The sequence below is a fragment of the Mycobacterium zoologicum genome, from assembly GCF_020181635.2.
Lineage (GTDB): Bacteria > Actinomycetota > Actinomycetes > Mycobacteriales > Mycobacteriaceae > Mycobacterium > Mycobacterium zoologicum.
Map to the genome: position 1 here is coordinate 94,173 of NZ_JAYJJS010000008.1, position 18,230 is coordinate 112,402.

The window sequence follows — 18,230 nt, forward strand, 5'->3', positions numbered from 1 at the left end:
AGCGATGCCACGCAGCCTCAAGAAGGGTCCGTTCGTCGACGACCATCTGCTCAAGAAGGTCGACGTCCAGAACGAGAAGAACACCAAGCAGGTCATCAAGACCTGGTCGCGACGGTCGACGATCATCCCGGACTTCATCGGGCACACGTTCGCCGTTCACGACGGCCGCAAGCACGTCCCGGTATTCGTCACCGAGTCGATGGTCGGGCACAAGCTCGGCGAATTCGCCCCGACGCGCACCTTCAAGGGACACATCAAAGACGACCGGAAGGCTAAGCGCCGGTGAGTGCCACCACTGAATTTCCGTCAGCTGTCGCCAAGGCCCGCCATGTGGGTATCTCGGCCAGCAAAGCCCGCCGGGTGATCAACCTGGTCCGCGGCAAGTCGGTGTCCGAGGCTTTGGACATCCTGCGCTGGGCGCCGCAACAGGCCAGCGAGCCGGTGGCCAAGGTGATCGCCAGCGCGGCCGCCAACGCCCAGAACAACGACGGCCTGGACCCGGCCACTCTCGTAGTGGCCACCGTGTTCGCCGACGAGGGACCCACCGCCAAGCGGATCAAGCCGCGCGCCCAGGGGCGTGCGTACCGGATCCGTCGGCGCACCAGCCACATCACCGTGGTGGTGGAGAGCCGCCCGGTGAAGGGTGGCTCGGCGCAGTCCGCCAGCGCCGCTCGGGCGCGTCGTGCCCAGGGCAGCAAGGCCGCCTCCGGCAAGGGGACCGCGGCGCCGGCCAAGAAGGCATCCGCCAAGAAGGCTGCGGCGCCGAAGGCCGCCGAGAAGACTAAAGCCAAGAAGGCGCCTGAGACGTCCGACGCGAAGGAGGGCTCAGAGTAATGGGCCAGAAGATCAACCCGCACGGCTTCCGACTCGGGATCACCACCGACTGGAAGTCGCACTGGTACGCCGACAAGCAGTACGCGGAGTACGTCAAGGAAGACGTGGCGATCCGCCGGCTGCTCTCCACTGGTCTGGAGCGCGCCGGTATCGCCGACGTGACCATCGAGCGCACCCGTGACCGCGTTCGCGTCGACATCCACACCGCCCGGCCGGGCATCGTCATCGGCCGTCGCGGCACCGAGGCCGACCGGATTCGCGCGGACCTGGAGAAGCTGACCGGCAAGCAGGTCCAGCTGAACATCCTCGAGGTCAAGCAGCCTGAGGCCGTGGCCCAGCTCGTCGCACAGGGTGTGGCCGAGCAGCTGAGCAACCGTGTGGCGTTCCGCCGCGCGATGCGCAAGGCGATCCAGTCGGCGATGCGTCAGCCGAACGTCAAGGGCATCCGGGTGCAGTGCTCGGGTCGTCTGGGCGGCGCCGAGATGAGCCGGTCGGAGTTCTACCGCGAAGGCCGGGTGCCGCTGCACACGCTGCGCGCGGACATCGACTACGGGCTGTACGAGGCCAAGACCACCTTCGGCCGGATCGGCGTGAAGGTCTGGATCTACAAGGGTGACGTGGTCGGTGGCAAGCGTGAGCTGGCCGCCGCCGCACCGTCCGGCGCCGACCGTCCCCGCCGGGAGCGGCCGACGGGCACCCGCCCGCGTCGCAGCGGTTCGGCGGGCACCACCGCGACCAGCACCGACGCCGGCCGCGCCGCGGCTGAAGGCACCGAGGCCGTTGAGGCTGTGGAGCCGATCGCCGAAGCCGCTGCGGCAGCCCCGGAGTCGGGCACCGAAACGCAGAGCACGGAGAGCTAAGTCATGTTGATTCCCCGTAAGGTCAAGCACCGCAAGCAGCATCACCCGAAACAGCGAGGTATCGCCAGCGGCGGCACCGCGGTGACGTTCGGTGAGTACGGCATCCAGGCACTGGAGCACGCCTACGTCACCAACCGGCAGATCGAGTCCGCTCGTATCGCCATCAACCGGCACATCAAGCGTGGCGGCAAGGTGTGGATCAACATCTTCCCGGACCGCCCGCTGACCAAGAAGCCCGCCGAGACCCGCATGGGTTCCGGTAAGGGTTCGCCGGAGTGGTGGGTCGCCAACGTCAAGCCGGGCCGGGTGCTGTTCGAGCTGAGCTACCCCAATGAGGCCATCGCCCGCGCCGCACTGACCCGGGCGATCCACAAGCTGCCGATCAAGGCGCGCATCGTCACCCGAGAGGAGCAGTTCTGATGGCAGTGGGAGTTACCGCCGGCGAACTGCGCGAGCTGAACGCCGACGAGCTCGTGGAGCGGCTGCGCGAGTCCAAGGAAGAGCTTTTCAACCTGCGTTTCCAGATGGCGACCGGGCAGCTCAGCAACAACCGTCGGCTCCGTACGGTGCGCCACCAGATCGCGCGCATCTACACCGTATTGCGCGAACGGGAACTGGGCCTGGCGTCCGGTCCCGATGGTTCTGAAGGCGAGGCATCGTAATGGCAGAGACGGCACAGGCCAAGGGCCCCAAGCACACTCCCCGCACGGAGAAGCCGCGGGGCCGCCGTAAGACGCAGATCGGCTACGTGGTCAGCGACAAGATGGAGAAGACCATCGTCGTCGAGCTCGAAGACCGTATGAAGCACCCGTTGTACGGCAAGATCATCCGGACCACCAAGAAGGTCAAGGCGCACGACGAGAACAACACCGCCGGTATCGGCGACCGCGTCTCGTTGATGGAGACCCGCCCGCTCTCGGCGACGAAGCGCTGGCGCCTGGTGGAGATCCTGGAGAAGGCCAAGTAGTTTTTTGACGGTAGAGCCCCGCTTCGGCGGGGCTTTGTCGTTTCGCGGGTCAGGCCGGTACTTCGATCCGTGCCAACGGTTCTCGGGCCGCTGGACCGAGTGGCACCGCCAGCGCCTCGTCACGCTCCAGGGTCCGGGCGGGAACTGCGAGGATGCGGCGCGTCGGAGTCGGCAGGCTGCTGCGCAGGGCGGCCAACTGACGACCGTTGAAGCGGTTCAGCCCCGCCCAGGCCTTACGTCGCAGCCGGCCAGTGCTGTGGTAGCGCGCCAGCACCGACACCTCGGTTCGACCTCTTTGCGCCGCCAGCCGGACGGTGACCGCGGTGGCGTCGACGTCGGGTTCCCACAGCTGCTCCAGATTGGCCGAGTCGATGTCGCGCGGCGACACCCAGAAGGTGGTCGCAAAGTGCTTGGGTCCCTCGGGTTGTCGCTGCTTGAGCCGGCGCCGCCGCCGGCGGATCCGGGCGGGTTGCAGGCCGGCCAACACGGCCGCGTCGACCTGGTCGAACTCGGCCGCCTCCAGCACACGAGTGTCGATGTGGCACTCCTGCAAGTCGTGGGCCAGTCGCTCGGTGGCCGCGGCCAGGGTGGCGGCCACCGAGTCGCGGACGGCGACCGCGTCGGTGTTGTGCATGGGATCCATCCGCAGGATCAGCCAGGTGTTGCCGGTCGCCAGGACATCGATTTCACCGGTGTGCACCGACACCACGTCGATACTGTCCAACCGAACGTCGAACTGGCGCAGGTGCTCGGCGATCAGGCCGGCCGGCAGCGACGTCACCGGTTCAGGTCCCCGACGATGCTGCGAGGGCGGTGTTGGCGCGGCGGCGATCACGGTGACCAGACGGCCCCGGTACGCCCGGACGCCGACGACGTCGCGGCTGTAGCGGCGGCGGTGATCGAATGCCGCGGTGCGGCCCTGGGTCAACAGAGTCGCCGGGTCAGCGAATCGATCGGCCAGCCGTGCGGCCGCCACCGTCGTCAGCGGCACCCGCCGATGCGTGATCAGCGCGGCCAGCGAAACCAGAGCGGCGAGACCGACCCCGGGCCACCACGCTCGGGCGGCAGACCCGAGTTGATCAGGCCAGTGCCGGGCGATCGCCAGGATCCCCAGGTCGATGAGGAATACCGTGGTGACCCGCATCCAGGACAGATTCAACCCAAACGTGTGCTGCGCTCTCATGTGTTCCCCCCGAGGTGTCGCGTGCTGGGGTAACCAACCGGGGCGCGAGCCAAACATACCCTGCTCGAAGGGGCCCGAGCCGGTAGTCTCTGAGCGGGCTGGGGGCTGGCAGCGGAGTAGGCGATGACGAAGATCAACGGCTTCAACGGCAGGATCGAACTGGACATCCGGGACTCCGAACCGGACTGGGGTCCGTTCGCCGCGCCGAGTGCCCCCGATGGCGCGCCCAACGTGCTCTACCTGGTGTGGGACGACACCGGGATCGCCACCTGGGACTGCTTCGGTGGGCTGGTCGAGATGCCGGCCATGAGCCGGATCGCGCAGCGCGGCATCCGACTGTCGCAATTCCACACCACCGCACTGTGTTCCCCGACCCGGGCGGCACTGCTCACCGGCCGCAACGCCACCAGCGTCGGTATGGCCACCATCGAAGAGTTCACCGACGGCTTCCCGAACTGCAGCGGACGCATACCGTTCGAGACCGCACTGCTGTCGGAGGTCCTGGGCGAAGCGGGCTGGAGCACGTTCTGCGTCGGCAAGTGGCACCTGACGCCGCTGGAGGAGTCCAACGTGGCCGCCACCCGGCGACATTGGCCCACCCAGCGGGGGTTCGATCGCTTCTACGGGTTCATGGGCGGCGAGACGAATCAGTGGTATCCGGATCTGGTCTACGACAACCACCCGGTAGAGCCGCCGGCAACACCCGAGGACGGCTACCACCTGTCCAAGGACATCGCCGAGAAGACAATCGAATTCATTCGCGACGCGCAGACCATCGCGCCCGACAAGCCCTGGTTCGGCTACGTGTGCCCGGGCGCCGGCCATGCCCCGCACCATGTGTTCACCGAATGGGCGGACCGCTACGCCGGCCGCTTCGACATGGGCTACGAGAAGTATCGAGAGATCGTGCTGACCAACCAGAAGGAACTGGGTCTGGTTCCGCCGGACACCGAACTCTCCGAGATCAACCCCTATGCCGACGTCACCAGCGCCGACGGGCAGCCCTGGCCGATGCTGGACACGGTGCGGCCCTGGGAGAGCCTGGACGACACCGAGAAGCGGCTGTTCGCCCGGATGGCCGAGGTGTTCGCCGGCTTCCAGAGCTACACCGACGCCCAGATCGGCCGGATCCTGGACTACCTGGAGGAGTCGGGCCAACTCGACAACACCATCGTGGTCGTGATCTCCGACAACGGGGCCAGCGGTGAGGGCGGGCCCAACGGCTCGCCGAATGAGAACAAGTTCTTCAACGGCTACATCGACACCGTCTCCGAGGCGATGAAGCTCTTCGATCAGCTGGGCAGCCCGGAGACCTACAACCACTACCCGATCGGGTGGGCGATGGCGTTCAACACGCCCTACAAGCTCTACAAACGCTACGCCTCCCACGAGGGAGGTATCGCCGACCCGGCGATCGTCAGCTGGCCCAACGGAATCGCCGCCCGCGGTGAGGTGCGCGATGCCTACGTCAACGTGTGTGACGTGACCCCGACGGTGTATGACCTGCTGGGTATCACCCCGCCCGAGACGGTGCGCGGCATCGCCCAACGTCCGCTGGAAGGTGTCAGTTTCAAAGCCGCACTTGATGATCCGACCGTCGACACCGGCAAGCACACCCAGTTCTATTCCATGCTGGGAACCCGCGGGATCTGGCATCGCGGCTGGTTCGCCAACACCGTGCACGCGGCGACCCCGTCCGGCTGGAGTCACTTCGACGCCGACCACTGGGAGCTCTACCACATCGCCGAGGACCGCAGTCAGTGCCGAGACCTGGCCGCCGAACATCCCGAGAAGCTGGGAGAACTTCAGCGACTTTGGTTTTCCGAAGCCGAGAAATACAACGGGCTGCCGCTGGCCGACCTCAACATCTTTGAGATGACCGGCCGGACGCGGCCGTATCTGTCCGGCGACCGCACCGGCTACACCTATTACCCGCACACCGCCGAGGTGCCGCTCGGGGCCTGCGTGGAGTTGCGCGGCCGGTCCTTCACGGTGCTGGCGCGGGTCGACGTGTCCGACGCGGCGGCCGAAGGCGTGCTGTTCAAGCAGGGCGCCCGGCACGGCGGCCATGTCCTCTTCGCCCAGGACGGCCGGCTGCACTACGTCTACAACTTCCTCGGTGAGCGTGAACAGTGGATGTCGTCGCCCGATCCGATCCCGTTGGGGCAGCACACGTTCGGTGTTCGGTTCGAGCGCACCGGCACTGTCGAGGGAAGCCACACGCCGGTGGGGGAGGGCTCGCTCTACATCGATGACACCGTGGTCGCCACGCTTGCGGACATGATCGTCCAGCCGGGGGCGTTCGCGCTGGCTGGTGGTGGAGTGAGCGTCGGGCGCAACACCGGCCAGGCGGTGTCGTCGGCGTACCGGGCGCCGTTCGCGTTCACCGGGGGGACCATTGCCGATGTCGCCGTCGACGTCAGCGGTGAGCCGTACCTGGACGTGAAACGTAGTCTGGCTGCAGCGTTTTCGCGGGACTGAAGCGTGCTGACCGAACTCGTCGAGATCCCCGGTGGGGTATTTCGGATGGGCTCGACGAGTTTCTATCCGGAGGAGGCCCCGATCCACACCGTGGCGGTGGCGGCCTTCGGGATCGAACGACACCCGGTGACCAATGACCAGTACGCCGAGTTCGTCGCTGCCACCGGGTATGTGACCGTTGCCGAACAGGAGGCCAAGCTGTACCGCGCCGAACCGGGCGCGCTGGTCTTCGCCCCGACCACCGGGCCGGTCGACCTGACCGACTGGCGACAGTGGTGGCGGTGGGTGCCCGGGGCGAACTGGCGGAATCCGCTGGGGCCCGATAGTGACCTGACCGCCAAGGGCGATCACCCGGTGGTCCAGGTGGCCTACCCGGATGCCGCGGCCTACGCCCGCTGGGCCGGGCGGCGGCTGCCGAGCGAAGCCGAATGGGAGTACGCCGCGCGCGGCGGTGCCGCGAGCACCTACGCGTGGGGGGACGAGGAGAAGCCGGGGGGAGTGGTGATGGCCAACACCTGGCAGGGTGCGTTTCCGCATCGCAACGACGGCGCCCGGGGCTGGGCCGGGACGTCGCCGGTGGGGACGTTCCCGCCGAACGGCTGGGGGCTGGCCGACATGATCGGCAACGTCTGGGAGTGGACCGCCACCGAGTTCAGCGGCCATCACCGACTCGACACGCCGGCGAAGTCCTGCTGCGCGCCGACCGGCCCCGCCGACCCGAGCGTGAGTCAGGCCCTCAAGGGCGGGTCCCACCTGTGCGCGCCGGAGTACTGCCACCGTTACCGGCCGGCGGCGCGGTCCCCGCAGTCGCAGGACACCGCCACCAGCCACATCGGGTTCCGCTGCGCGGCGGGATAGCCCACCCACCACCCCCGCGAGCCCACCCCCACCCCCGCGAGAGCCCACCCCCACCCCCGCGACCGTGCACAAAGGTCCGGCAAAAGCCAGGTCGAGGTGGACGTTTCTGCACGCTCGGCGAGGGGGGAGCCTGGAATAGGCAGCGATTTGGTCCTGGGCGGCACGTCGCCTAAGCTCTAGGGGTTGCCGTGAGCAGACCTCGGCCAGTGCGAGCTGGCCCTGCGTGCTCATCGGCTCCGTAAGAACTGCAAGACCACGCACGTCCGGGGAGACTCCGGCTGGTACCGCCATGCCGCGCGTCGACCCGATTTATTGAGGAGATCTGGTGATTCAGCAGGAATCGCGGTTGAAGGTCGCCGATAACACCGGCGCCAAGGAGATCTTGTGCATCCGGGTGCTCGGCGGCTCGTCGCGTCGCTATGCCGGCATCGGTGATGTCATCGTCGCGACCGTCAAGGACGCCATCCCGGGCGGCAACGTCAAGCGGGGTGATGTCGTCAAGGCCGTTGTGGTGCGCACCGTCAAGGAGCGTCGCCGCGCCGACGGCAGCTACATCAAGTTCGACGAGAACGCGGCGGTGATCATCAAGGCCGACAACGACCCGCGCGGGACCCGCATCTTCGGGCCGGTCGGCCGCGAGCTGCGCGAGAAGAAGTTCATGAAGATCGTCTCGCTGGCCCCGGAGGTGCTGTAAATGAAGGTCCACAAGGGCGACACCGTGCTGGTCATCGCCGGCAAGGACAAGGGCGCCAAGGGCAAGGTCCTCAAGGCATTCCCCGCCCGCAACAAGGTCCTGGTGCAGGGCGTGAACCGGATCAAGAAGCACGTCGCGAACTCGACCAATGAGGCCGGCGCGTCCTCGGGCGGAATCGTCACCCAGGAAGCCCCGATCCAGGTCTCGAACGTGATGGTCGTCGACTCCGACGGCAACCCCACCCGGATCGGCTATCGGGTGGACGCCGAGACCGGCAAGAAAGTTCGCGTCTCCAAGCGCAACGGCAAGGACATCTAGGGATGACTACTGCAGAGAAGACCCAGCCGCGGCTGAAGCTGCGCTACCGCGAAGAGATCCGTGACGCGCTGAACAAAGAGTTCAACTACGCCAACGTGATGCAGATCCCGGGCGTGGTCAAGGTCGTGGTGAACATGGGTGTCGGCGAAGCCGCCCGGGACGCCAAGCTGATCAACAACGCGGTCAGCGACCTGGCACTGATCACCGGTCAGCGCCCCGAGATCCGCAAGGCCCGGCTGTCCATCGCCCAGTTCAAGCTGCGCGAGGGCATGCCGATCGGTGCCCGTGTGACACTGCGCGGCGACCGGATGTGGGAGTTCCTGGACCGGCTCACCTCGATCGCGCTGCCGCGTATCCGCGACTTCCGCGGCTTGTCGCCCAAGCAGTTCGACGGCTCGGGCAACTACACCTTCGGCCTGGCCGAACAGTCGATGTTCCACGAGATCGACGTGGACTCCATCGACCGCCCGCGCGGCATGAACATCACCGTCGTCACCTCGGCGACGAACGACGACGAAGGACGAGCGCTGCTGCGGGCACTCGGCTTTCCGTTCAAGGAGAAGTGACCTGATGGCGAAGAAGGCGTTGGTTAACAAGGCGGCCCGCAAGCCCAAGTTCGCGGTGCGCGCCTACACCCGCTGCAACAAGTGCGGCCGTCCGCGCGCGGTGCTCCGCAAGTTCGGCCTGTGCCGAATCTGCCTGCGCGAAATGGCGCACGCCGGCGAGCTGCCCGGTGTGCAGAAGAGCAGCTGGTGAGGGTGGAGGAGCAGCCTAAATGACTATGACGGACCCGATCGCGGACTTCTTGACGCGTCTGCGTAACGCCAACTCGGCGTATCACGACGAAGTGACCCTGCCGCACTCGAAGATCAAGGCCAACATCGCCGAGATCCTCAAGCGCGAGGGTTACATCACCGACTACCACGTCGAAGACGCCCGGGTGGGCAAGGCGCTGGTGGTGAACCTCAAGTACGGCCCGAACCGGGAGCGCAGTCTCGCCGGTCTGCGCCGGGTGTCCAAGCCCGGACTGCGGGTCTACGCGAAGTCGACCAACCTGCCGCGGGTGCTCGGCGGCCTGGGCGTGGCGATCATCTCCACGTCTTCGGGTCTGCTCACCGACCGTCAGGCGGCCAGACAGGGCGTGGGCGGCGAAGTCCTCGCGTACGTGTGGTGAGGGAGTAGCAGACATGTCGCGTATTGGTAAGCAGCCGGTCCCGGTTCCCGCCGGGGTCGACGTGACCATCGATGGTCAGAACGTTTCGGCCAAGGGGCCCAAGGGCACCCTTGAGCTCACCGTCGCCGAGCCGATCAACGTTGCCCGCAACGACGACGGCGCGATCGTGGTGACCCGGCCGGACGACGACCGCCGCAACCGGTCACTGCACGGCCTGAGCCGGACCCTGTTGGCCAACCTGGTCACCGGTGTCTCCGAGGGCTACGTGCGCAAGATGGAGATCTTCGGCGTGGGTTACCGCGTGGTGCTCAAGGGCTCAGACCTCGAGTTCGCCCTGGGCTACAGCCACCCGGTGCTGATCAAGGCCCCGGAGGGCATCACCTTCGCGGTGGAGACGCCCACCAAGTTCTCGGTCTCGGGCATCGACAAGCAGAAGGTCGGTCAGATCTCGGCGAACATCCGTCGTCTGCGCCGTCCCGACCCCTACAAGGGCAAGGGCGTGCGCTACGAGGGTGAGCAGGTTCGCCGCAAGGTCGGAAAGACAGGTAAGTAGCCATGGCGCAATCACAAGCAACGGACCGCAAGCCCGTCGGGCAGAACGTCTCCGAGGTTCGGCGCACGCACCGGATCCGCCGGCACGCGCGACTGCGCAAGAAGGTGTCCGGCACCGCCGAGCGTCCGCGCCTGGTGGTGCACCGCTCCTCGCGACACATCCACGTCCAGTTGGTGGACGACCTGGCCGGCCACACCGTGGCAGCGGCGTCGTCGATCGAGGCCGACGTGCGTGGCGTGGACGGCGACAAGAAGGCCCACAGCGTGCGGGTCGGCCAGCTGATCGCCGAGCGTGCCAAGGCCGCCGGCGTGGACACCGTGGTGTTCGACCGGGGTGGCTACACCTATGGTGGGCGGATCGCGGCGCTGGCGGACGCGGCGCGCGAGGGCGGATTGAAGTTCTGATGACTGACGTGAACATGACTGGAAGGACCGCATGATGGCGGAGCAGCCGACAGCCTCGGCAGGTCCCGACACGGGTCACCGCGGCGACAACCGAGACAACCGGGGTGGCCGTGGCGGCCGCGACGGTGGCCGCGGTGGACGTGATAGCCGTGATGGCGAGAAGAGCAACTACCTGGAGCGCGTCGTCGCGATCAACCGGGTGTCCAAGGTGGTCAAGGGTGGCCGCCGGTTCAGCTTCACCGCGCTGGTGATCGTCGGCGACGGCAACGGCCTGGTCGGTGTCGGTTACGGCAAGGCCAAGGAGGTGCCGGCCGCGATCGCCAAGGGTGTCGAGGAGGCCCGCAAGGGCTTCTTCCGGGTGCCGCTGATCGGTGGCACCATCACCCACCCGGTGCAGGGCGAGGCCGCTGCCGGTGTGGTGTTCCTGCGTCCCGCCAGCCCCGGTACCGGTGTGATCGCCGGTGGCGCGGTGCGTGCGGTGCTGGAATGCGCCGGCGTGCACGACATCTTGTCGAAGTCGCTGGGCAGCGACAACGCGATCAACGTGGTGCACGCCACCGTAGCCGCGCTCAAGCTGCTGCAGCGCCCCGAAGAGGTGGCGGCCCGTCGTGGCCTGCCCATCGAAGATGTGGCGCCGGCCGCCATGCTCAAGGCGCGTCGCGAGAGCGAAGCCCTGGCTGCCGCGGCGGCGCGGGAAGGCACGGCGTAATCATGGCAAACCTGAAGATCACCCAGGTCCGCGGCATCATCGGTGCCCGCTGGAAGCAGCGCGAGAGCCTGCGCACCCTGGGCCTGCGCAAGATCCGCCAGTCGGTGGTGCGTGAGGACAACCCTCAGACCCGTGGCCTGATCAAGGTTGTGCACCACCTCGTAGAAGTTGAACAGGCTGGGGAGGAATGATGACGCCTATCAAGCTGCACGACCTGCGCCCCGCACCCGGGTCGAAGACCAAGCGCACCCGTGTCGGTCGCGGTGAGGGCTCGAAGGGTAAGACCGCGGGCCGCGGCACCAAGGGCACCAAGGCCCGCAAGAACGTTCCGGTCCGGTTCGAGGGTGGGCAGATGCCGATCCACATGCGGCTGCCCAAGCTGAAGGGCTTCCGCAACCGGTTCCGCACCGAGTACGAGGTCGTCAACGTCGGCGATATCAACCGGTTGTTCCCGGCCGGCGGCACCATCGGCCTTGACGAGCTGGTCGCCAAGGGCGCCGTCCGCAAGAACACGCTGGTCAAGGTGCTCGGCGACGGCAAGCTGGCTGTCAAGGTCGACATCACCGCGCACAAGTTCAGCGGCAGTGCCCGCGACAAGATCACCGCGGCCGGAGGCTCTGTCACCGAGCTGTAGCCTTCCGCGAGCAGTCGCGAAAGCCCCCGCACGCCTGGCGTGTGGGGGCTTTGGCGTCTGGTGGGCAGGTCCGGTGTCACCGGTAGGGTGAATTTCATGTTCTCCCTGCTGCCCGGACTGCCCGGCCTCGACGACCTGCGCGGCGTCGCCCGTCGTATCGACACCGCCCGCCACCACGGCGTGCCCGCCGGCGTCGTACTCGAGCTGGACCTGCAGACGCTGCCGCATGAGACCGGTGCCTTCGATCCGCTGGCGCTGATCCGGTCTGGCGGGCAGCCGCCGGTGCTGCGCGACGTGGTGGACGCGATCCACCGCGCGGCCGAAGACCCTCGGGTGGCCGGATTGATTGCACGGGTGCAACTTTCGGCGGCAGCGCCGGGCCCGGTGCAGGAGCTGCGGGCTGCGATCGCCGCCTTCACTGCCGTCAAGCCGTCGCTGGCCTGGGCCGAGACATACCCTGGCACGCTGTCCTATTACCTGGCGTCGGCGTTCGGCGAGGTGTGGATGCAGCCCTCGGGGACACTCGGGCTGATCGGCTTCGCCACCAACGCGACGTTCTTGCGCACCGCGCTGGACAAGGTCGGGATCGAGGCGCAGTTCGTGGCGCGCGGTGAATACAAGTCGGCCGCCAACATGTTCACCGAGGACTCCTACACCGATGCGCACCGCGAAGCCGACACCGCGCTGGTGGAAAGCCTGCACGCTCAGGTCCGGGCGGCTGTCGCCGAATCTCGCAAGCTGGAGGCCGACGGTCTCGACGCCTTGGCCGACCGGGCGCCGCTGCTGCGCGACGACGCGGTGGCCGCCGGCCTGATCGACCGGATCGGATTCCGCGACGAGGCCTACGACCGGATCGCCGAGCTGGCCGGCGGCGAAGGTAGCGCCGACGGCCCGGATGCCCCGCCCCGGCTCTACGTGACGCGCTACGCCAACGCGACGGCCGGGCGTCCGACGGTGCCCACACCTCCCATCCCGGGTCGCAAAGCCAAGCCGGCCGTCGCGGTGGTGACGGTGGCCGGCGCGATCGTCAGCGGCTCCGGCGGCCCACAGCTGTCGCCGTTGGGCAATCGCAACGTCGGCGGCGACACCATTGCCGCGGCACTGCGCGAGGCGTCCGCCGACGACGACGTGGCCGCGATCGTGCTGCGGGTGGACAGTCCCGGCGGGTCGGTCACCGGCTCGGAGACCATCTGGCGGGCCGTGCAGCAGGCCCGGGAGGCCGGCAAACCGGTGGTGGCGTCGATGGGTGCGGTGGCCGCCTCCGGCGGCTACTACATCTCGGCCGCCACCGACGCCATCGTGGCCAACCCGGGCACCATCACCGGCTCGATCGGGGTGGTGACCGGCAAGCTGGTCGCCCGCGAGCTCAAGGACCGGCTCGGGGTGGGCACCGACGCCGTGCGCACCGGTGCCAACGCCGACGCCTGGTCGATCAACGCCCCGTTCACCGCCGAACAGCAGGGCAAGGTCGAAAGCGAAGCCGACCTGTTCTACGACGACTTCGTGACACGCGTCGCCCAAGGCCGCAACCTGTCGACCGACCAGGTGGACGCGGTGGCCCGCGGGCGGGTGTGGACCGGCGCCGATGCGGCCGAACGAGGCCTGGTCGACGAGCTCGGTGGCCTGCGCAGCGCGATCCGCCGGGCCAAGGAGCTTGCCGGGCTGGACACCGATGCCCAGGTCAGGACGGTGTCCTACCCGGGGTCGTCGGTGTGGGAGTTCATCCGGCCGCGGCAGTCCTCGCAGCCGGCGGGGGGCTTGACCGAGGCAGTCGGCAGCTTGCTGGTGCGGTCGCTGGTCGGGGTCGTTGAGCAGGCCGAACGCTCGCTGGGCGGGGCGCAGGTGCTGTGGATCGGCGAATCGCACTGGTGAGCGCGGCGTAACACGGATTCAACAAAACTCTTTCGTGGCAGAAAAAGTTCGGTAACACATCGGTAACCAGCGCTGCCGATGATTAGCGGCATGAAACGGTTACTGCTGCTGGCGGGTCTGAGTGCAATGGTCGGCTTGGCCGCCCCCGCTCACGCCGCACCCTCGGGTGTCGACGGGCAGTTCCTGGCGACCTTGACCGGTGCGGGGCTGAGCCACACCGGCAGCGACCAGGCCACCGTCTCGGCGGGCCGCGCCGTGTGCCAGCTGATGGACGCGGGGCTGTCCCCGATGGACACCGTCGTCGCCGTGCAGACCACCAACCCCGGTTTCACCATTCAGAAGGCGGGGGAGTTCGCCGCGATCTCGACCGCGCACTACTGCCCGGAGCACATGTAAGCCTCACGCCTGCGGCCGGACACCCAACACGTCCCGGAACAGCGCCTGGCGCAGAGCGAGTTCCCGCGGATCGCTGTAGAGGTGAAATCCCAGGCGGTTCATGACATAGGAGAACCCGACACCGCTATCGGGGTCGGCGAAGCCGAATGAACCACCGAAACCCGGTGTGCCGTAGGCCTTATCCGAGGAACCGAAGACCGCGCCGAACCCGGGCTTGGACAACCCCAGCGAGAATCTCCCCTTGACCTTGAGCACCTTGTCCCGTTCGCCGCGACTCGGTGGTGCCGGGACGGCGGCGAGTTCGTCGCGAACACCAGCGCTCAGCCCCAACGCGGTATCCGCGGTCGCCGCCGCGCCATAGAGCCGGGCGATCGACGCGGCCGTTCCGATCCCGTTGGCCGACGGGATCTCCACCCGTCGCACCTCGTCGCGGTTGTAGTCGCCCGCCCAGGGGTCCACGTCGCCCGGCAGGCAACCGGACGGCCTGCCAGGGTTCCCCGGTCAGGCCGTTGCGGTAGCCGCCCCACAGGTCCACAACCTTGATGCCGTCGCGATACACCGACACCGCTGCGCCCACTTCACGGCCGCTCGCGAAGTTCGCGCGGAACGCATCGGCGACTCTGCCGTAGCCCGCATCGACGTCCCCGCCGATCAGGTCCGGTGGAACCTCAACCTTGAGCACCATCGGTGCGCATGATCCCATAGATTTACCCATAGGTCACGTTAGTGAATTCGTCGAATAACCTGTGTTTTCGCTGGGGGCCCTGTTAGGATCGCGCGAATATGGGCTGTTCAGCCTCGGCGAGGGAAGGCACATCGTGACGACTATCAAGCAATTCCTGTGTGGTGCGACCGTCGCGGGCCTGGTGGCCGGAACCGGAGCGGCCATCGGGGCTCCGCTGTCCGTGCTGCACAGCGCGGACTGGTGGCTTGCCGCCGAGCACGTCCTGCTGATCGGCACCGACGGCACCAACCTGTCAAAGATCCTCGAGTACGCCAACGGCCCCGACAGCGGCTTCACGACGGCGATGAACAACGGCATCACCGGCGCCGCCAACGAGGTCGGCCACACCACGATCTCCGGTCCGTCCTGGTCGACGATCCTCACGGGGGTGTGGGACGACAAGCACGGTGTGATCAACAACCTGTTCACCCCCGACCCGTACGACAAGTGGCCGACGGTGTTCAACCTGCTGGAGCACTACAACCCGGACATCCATACCTCGGTGATCGCCGACTGGGACTACATCAACGACATCGGGACGGCGGGTGGCACCGGGGCCGACAGCAGCACCTACATCCCCTTCGACACCACCTGGGCCAACACCGACGCGCAGGTCACCGCGGCTACCGTCGCCCAGATCTTGGCGACCATGGACAACCCTGACGACATCTCGAGCTTCCTGTTCTCCTACCAGGTGCAGGTCGACGAGGCCGGCCACGGGTTCGGCGGCGGGTCGCCCGAATACGCCCAAGCCGTCGTCAATGTCGGAGCCAACATCGCGCAGATCCTGGCCGCGGTGGCCGCGGTCAAGGCACTCACCGGCGACGACTGGTCGGTCATCATCACCACCGACCACGGCCACCAGCAGTCGCTGGGGTTCGGGCACGGCTTCCAGTCGCCCAACGAGACTCAGCAGTTCGTCATCTTCGATCAGGCCGGCCATGACGCCACCGACGGCAGCCAGAACCTGAACTACTCCATCGCCGACATCACGCCGACGATCCTGGCGCTCTTCGGGGCCCCGATGCGCTCGGACTTCGACGGTGTCTCGATGTTCAGCGACCCGAGCGTCACGAACAGCATCGTGCAGCCCGTCGACCTGGCGCAGGCGCTCCAAGCCGCGATGTCGCTGGTCGGCTACCCGAACATCGGCGACGACATCACGCTGGCCATCCGCACGGTCTTCACGTCCATCCCGTACTTCATCGACAAAGCCGTCACCCAGCTCAGCGATTACCTGCAGGGGATCGTCGATCAGGACATATTCCTGGTCAGCGGGTTGGCCGAAGCCGCTCAGCAGGTCGTCCAGTTCGTCGGCGGTCTGGGGGTGGATGCGACCGAGGCGCTGGCCCAGGTTGTCGCGCACATGACCGGAGTCGGAACCATCGAGCCGACCGACCCGCCGTTGTCGGCGGAGTTCACCGACCCCTCGAGCCTGCTCGGCCTCGACCTGAGCTAGCCGAAAACGGCCTCGATCGCCACCGAGTTGCGCATCCGCGTCACCAGGGGGTCGTCGGGGAACCTGCGACCGTAGGCCTCGAACAACTCCAGCCGGCTGCGGCCGCTGACCTGCCAGCCCAGTTCGGTCAGATAGTCGCCTGCGGGCCTGCGCTCCCCGGCGTAGACCAGGTTGGCGAAGTCGAGATCCAGGCCGTGCTCGGCGAAGCGTTTGCCCACCGAGTCGTTCGAGTCGCCCAGTGTGGCGGCGCCGTCGGGGTGGTACTCGGTGGCCAGCCGGCTGCCCGGCGCGCTCGACGCGGTGATGCTGTCGAACAGCCGGTCCTGCGCGTCCGGCGGAAGATAGACCAGCAGTCCCTCTGCGCTCCACGCGGTCGGTTGCGTCGCATCGAAACCACTGCGGCGCAACGCTTCCGGCCAGTCGTCGCGTAGGTCGACGGCCACCGTGCGGCGCAGTGCCGTCGGTTCGGCGCCCAGGGCGGCCAGCGTGGCGGACTTGAACTCGATCACCTCGGGCTGGTCGATCTCGTAGACGACGCTGCCCTGCGGCCAGCCCAGCCGGTAGGCCCGCGAATCCAGCCCGGCGGCCAGGATGACCGCCTGGCGGATGCCCGCCGCGCCGGCAGCGAGGAAGAAGTCATCGAAGAACCGGGTGCGCACCGCCATCACATCGGTCATCGGGCGCGCGGCGGTGGTGGCGTCCTGTGCGACGGCCGGGTCGAGCTCACCGTCGAGCAGCCGGTTGAAGAAGTCGATCCCGACCGCACGCACCAGCGGCGCGGCGAACGGGTCGTCGATCAGGGGATCGGCCTCCCGGCTGGCCAGCGCGCGGGCTGCGGCGACCATGGTCGCCGTGGTGCCCACGCTGGACGCCAGGTCCCAGGTGTCCCCAGGGGATCGTGCGCCGCCGGTGCGTTCCATCACTGTCCTCCTCCCAAAACCGCACTGACGTAGGTCAGTCCGGCGTGACCGTCGGTGCCGTCGAGCAGCGGCAGCCCGTGCTCGGCGTAGAGCTCGTTGATGGTGCGGCTGGCCAGGCGCCACCCGTGTCGCGCGAGGTATTCGGCGGCGTCATTGCGCTCTCCGAAGTAGACCAGCTCGGTCAGGTCGAGGTCGACCCCGTGGTCGCGCATCCGGGCGGCAGACTCCTGCATGCGCTCGCGTGCCGACTCCTCGCCGGCCTCGTCGAGCTGCGCGATGTTCTCGATCGCGCAGCGGCTGTGCGGTGCCGACAGGGCAGTGATGGTGTCCAGCAAGCGATCCTGAGCATCGGCGGGCAGATAGGCCAGCAGCCCCTCGGCGCTCCACGCGGTCGGCTGGGACGGGTCGAAGCCCGACGCCCGCAGCGCCGCGGGCCAGTCGTCGCGCAGGTCGGCGGGGACCGGACGGCGGTCCGCGGTGGGCTGGGCGCCGTGGGTGGCCAGCACCCGAGTCTTGAACTCGATCACCTCGGATTGGTCGATCTCGAACACGGTGGTGCCGGCCGGCCAGTCCAGCCGGTAGGCGCGGGCGTCGAGTCCCGAGGCCAGGATGACGGCTTGGCGGATGCCCGCGGCGCCCGCGTCCAGAAAGAATTCGTCGAAGAATCGGGTGCGCACGGCCATATTGGTGGCCATCCGCGCGATCCCGGACTGATCGTCGTCGGCGAGGTCGGCCACGTCGAGCTCGCCGGTGGCCAGCCGGGTGAAGGAATCGATTCCGACCGCGCGAACCAGCGGCTCGGCGAACGGATCGTTGATCAATGGCCGGTCAGTGCCGTTTCCGCGGGTGGCCATGGCACGGCCGGCGGCGACCGCGGTGGCGGTGGCGCCGACGCTGGAGGCCAGATCCCAGCTGTCGTTCTCGGTGCGTGGCATTCGCGAACCTCTCTGTCGATGCCGGCGACGCGGCGCCGGAAAGTTAGTTAGCCGATTTAACGAGCCGTCGCCGACTGTACGCTTGGCGTCTGACGGTTCGCTGGCAGCGGCGCCGGACAGCAGCCCGGCCCACCGGATGCAGCTGTTAGTCTCGTAGACTGCTGACGCGCCTGAACAGGCAGACGCAGCACGACCCCAGGACTAACCGGGGCTGGAAGGCATCCGGCCCAATGGCACGCCGCGACCGGACCTCGG

Annotated in this window: 23 protein-coding genes and 2 pseudogenes; 21 read left to right on the forward strand and 4 right to left on the reverse strand. The window is 67.7% G+C overall.

Going from position 1 to position 18,230, the window contains the following annotated elements; genetic code table 11:
• The first annotated feature begins 4 nt into the window (after positions 1-4).
• From rpsS to rpsQ, 6 genes and pseudogenes are all read left to right on the forward strand, one after another.
• Positions 5-286: a 30S ribosomal protein S19 gene (gene rpsS / locus K6T84_RS09205; RefSeq protein WP_006245110.1), complete on the forward strand. Its 282-nt coding sequence runs from the start codon at positions 5-7 to the stop codon at positions 284-286.
• Positions 283-834 (forward strand): 50S ribosomal protein L22, encoded by a 552-nt coding sequence (rplV, locus tag K6T84_RS09210; protein ID WP_224862441.1) that lies wholly within the window; start codon positions 283-285, stop codon positions 832-834. The genes rpsS and rplV overlap by 4 nt, the downstream gene beginning before the upstream one ends.
• Positions 834-1,694, forward strand: a complete 861-nt coding sequence (gene rpsC / locus K6T84_RS09215) for a 30S ribosomal protein S3 (protein ID WP_225400560.1) — start codon at positions 834-836, stop codon at positions 1,692-1,694. The genes rplV and rpsC overlap by 1 nt, the downstream gene beginning before the upstream one ends.
• 3 nt (positions 1,695-1,697) lie before the next feature.
• Positions 1,698-2,114 carry a 50S ribosomal protein L16 gene (gene rplP, locus K6T84_RS09220; RefSeq protein WP_024440409.1) on the forward strand — a complete coding sequence of 139 codons (417 nt, stop codon included), beginning with the start codon at positions 1,698-1,700 and terminating at the stop codon, positions 2,112-2,114.
• Positions 2,114-2,356: a 50S ribosomal protein L29 gene (rpmC, locus tag K6T84_RS09225; RefSeq protein ID WP_013830257.1), complete on the forward strand. Its 243-nt coding sequence runs from the start codon at positions 2,114-2,116 to the stop codon at positions 2,354-2,356. The genes rplP and rpmC overlap by 1 nt, the downstream gene beginning before the upstream one ends.
• Positions 2,357-2,358: 2 nt before the next feature.
• Positions 2,359-2,661, forward strand: a pseudogene (rpsQ, locus tag K6T84_RS09230) (30S ribosomal protein S17); the annotation flags it as partial.
• A gap of 49 nt (positions 2,662-2,710) precedes the next feature.
• Here the strand turns inward: rpsQ and eccE are convergent.
• Positions 2,711-3,844 (reverse strand): type VII secretion protein EccE, encoded by a 1,134-nt coding sequence (eccE, locus tag K6T84_RS09235; protein WP_225400559.1) that lies wholly within the window; start codon positions 3,842-3,844, stop codon positions 2,711-2,713.
• Between the two features lie 123 nt (positions 3,845-3,967).
• Between eccE and K6T84_RS09240 the strand changes: the two genes are divergently transcribed.
• The 14 genes from K6T84_RS09240 to K6T84_RS09305 all read left to right on the forward strand — a co-directional run bounded on the left by K6T84_RS09240 (position 3,968) and on the right by K6T84_RS09305 (position 13,937).
• The gene (locus tag K6T84_RS09240) at positions 3,968-6,325 is read left to right on the forward strand and encodes an arylsulfatase (RefSeq protein ID WP_225400558.1); all 2,358 of its coding nucleotides are present in this window, start codon (positions 3,968-3,970) and stop codon (positions 6,323-6,325) included.
• A 3-nt stretch (positions 6,326-6,328) separates the two neighbouring features.
• Positions 6,329-7,183 carry a formylglycine-generating enzyme family protein gene (locus tag K6T84_RS09245; protein ID WP_225400557.1) on the forward strand — a complete coding sequence of 285 codons (855 nt, stop codon included), beginning with the start codon at positions 6,329-6,331 and terminating at the stop codon, positions 7,181-7,183.
• Positions 7,184-7,508: 325 nt separating this feature from the next.
• Positions 7,509-7,877: a 50S ribosomal protein L14 gene (gene rplN, locus K6T84_RS09250; RefSeq protein WP_024440402.1), complete on the forward strand. Its 369-nt coding sequence runs from the start codon at positions 7,509-7,511 to the stop codon at positions 7,875-7,877.
• Complete coding sequence (rplX, locus tag K6T84_RS09255) at positions 7,878-8,195, forward strand: 50S ribosomal protein L24 (RefSeq protein ID WP_224862431.1); 318 nt, start codon at positions 7,878-7,880, stop codon at positions 8,193-8,195.
• Between the two features lie 2 nt (positions 8,196-8,197).
• Positions 8,198-8,761 (forward strand): 50S ribosomal protein L5, encoded by a 564-nt coding sequence (rplE, locus tag K6T84_RS09260; protein WP_224862429.1) that lies wholly within the window; start codon positions 8,198-8,200, stop codon positions 8,759-8,761.
• Between the two features lie 4 nt (positions 8,762-8,765).
• Positions 8,766-8,951 (forward strand): type Z 30S ribosomal protein S14, encoded by a 186-nt coding sequence (locus K6T84_RS09265; RefSeq protein WP_019737213.1) that lies wholly within the window; start codon positions 8,766-8,768, stop codon positions 8,949-8,951.
• 19 nt (positions 8,952-8,970) lie between these two features.
• Positions 8,971-9,369 carry a 30S ribosomal protein S8 gene (gene rpsH / locus K6T84_RS09270; protein WP_013830245.1) on the forward strand — a complete coding sequence of 133 codons (399 nt, stop codon included), beginning with the start codon at positions 8,971-8,973 and terminating at the stop codon, positions 9,367-9,369.
• 13 nt (positions 9,370-9,382) lie between these two features.
• Positions 9,383-9,922 (forward strand): 50S ribosomal protein L6, encoded by a 540-nt coding sequence (gene rplF, locus K6T84_RS09275; protein WP_224862427.1) that lies wholly within the window; start codon positions 9,383-9,385, stop codon positions 9,920-9,922.
• Between the two features lie 2 nt (positions 9,923-9,924).
• Complete coding sequence (gene rplR, locus K6T84_RS09280) at positions 9,925-10,326, forward strand: 50S ribosomal protein L18 (protein WP_224862425.1); 402 nt, start codon at positions 9,925-9,927, stop codon at positions 10,324-10,326.
• A 34-nt stretch (positions 10,327-10,360) separates the two neighbouring features.
• Positions 10,361-11,035 carry a 30S ribosomal protein S5 gene (gene rpsE / locus K6T84_RS09285; RefSeq protein ID WP_224865958.1) on the forward strand — a complete coding sequence of 225 codons (675 nt, stop codon included), beginning with the start codon at positions 10,361-10,363 and terminating at the stop codon, positions 11,033-11,035.
• A 2-nt stretch (positions 11,036-11,037) separates the two neighbouring features.
• Complete coding sequence (gene rpmD / locus K6T84_RS09290; protein ID WP_224862423.1) at positions 11,038-11,226, forward strand: 50S ribosomal protein L30; 189 nt, start codon at positions 11,038-11,040, stop codon at positions 11,224-11,226.
• Positions 11,226-11,669: a 50S ribosomal protein L15 gene (rplO, locus tag K6T84_RS09295; protein ID WP_224865956.1), complete on the forward strand. Its 444-nt coding sequence runs from the start codon at positions 11,226-11,228 to the stop codon at positions 11,667-11,669. The genes rpmD and rplO overlap by 1 nt, the downstream gene beginning before the upstream one ends.
• A 96-nt stretch (positions 11,670-11,765) precedes the next feature.
• A complete protein-coding gene (sppA, locus tag K6T84_RS09300) occupies positions 11,766-13,541 on the forward strand; it encodes a signal peptide peptidase SppA (protein ID WP_224862422.1) in 1,776 nt (591 codons plus the stop codon).
• Positions 13,542-13,631: 90 nt separating this feature from the next.
• Positions 13,632-13,937 carry a DUF732 domain-containing protein gene (locus K6T84_RS09305; RefSeq protein ID WP_224862421.1) on the forward strand — a complete coding sequence of 102 codons (306 nt, stop codon included), beginning with the start codon at positions 13,632-13,634 and terminating at the stop codon, positions 13,935-13,937.
• A gap of 3 nt (positions 13,938-13,940) precedes the next feature.
• On the opposite strand, the pseudogene K6T84_RS09310 reads toward K6T84_RS09305, so the two are convergent.
• Positions 13,941-14,622: pseudogene (locus K6T84_RS09310) on the reverse strand (serine hydrolase).
• A 133-nt stretch (positions 14,623-14,755) separates the two neighbouring features.
• Here K6T84_RS09310 and K6T84_RS09315 point away from each other — a divergent pair.
• The gene (locus tag K6T84_RS09315) at positions 14,756-16,120 is read left to right on the forward strand and encodes an alkaline phosphatase family protein (protein ID WP_225400556.1); all 1,365 of its coding nucleotides are present in this window, start codon (positions 14,756-14,758) and stop codon (positions 16,118-16,120) included.
• Here K6T84_RS09315 and K6T84_RS09320 read toward each other — a convergent pair.
• Positions 16,117-17,040 (reverse strand): class I SAM-dependent methyltransferase, encoded by a 924-nt coding sequence (locus K6T84_RS09320; RefSeq protein WP_225400555.1) that lies wholly within the window; start codon positions 17,038-17,040, stop codon positions 16,117-16,119. The two genes, K6T84_RS09315 and K6T84_RS09320, sit on opposite strands and share 4 nt — an antisense overlap.
• Positions 17,040-17,975 carry a class I SAM-dependent methyltransferase gene (locus K6T84_RS09325; RefSeq protein WP_224862417.1) on the reverse strand — a complete coding sequence of 312 codons (936 nt, stop codon included), beginning with the start codon at positions 17,973-17,975 and terminating at the stop codon, positions 17,040-17,042. The genes K6T84_RS09320 and K6T84_RS09325 overlap by 1 nt, the downstream gene beginning before the upstream one ends.
• Positions 17,976-18,230 lie beyond the last annotated feature (255 nt).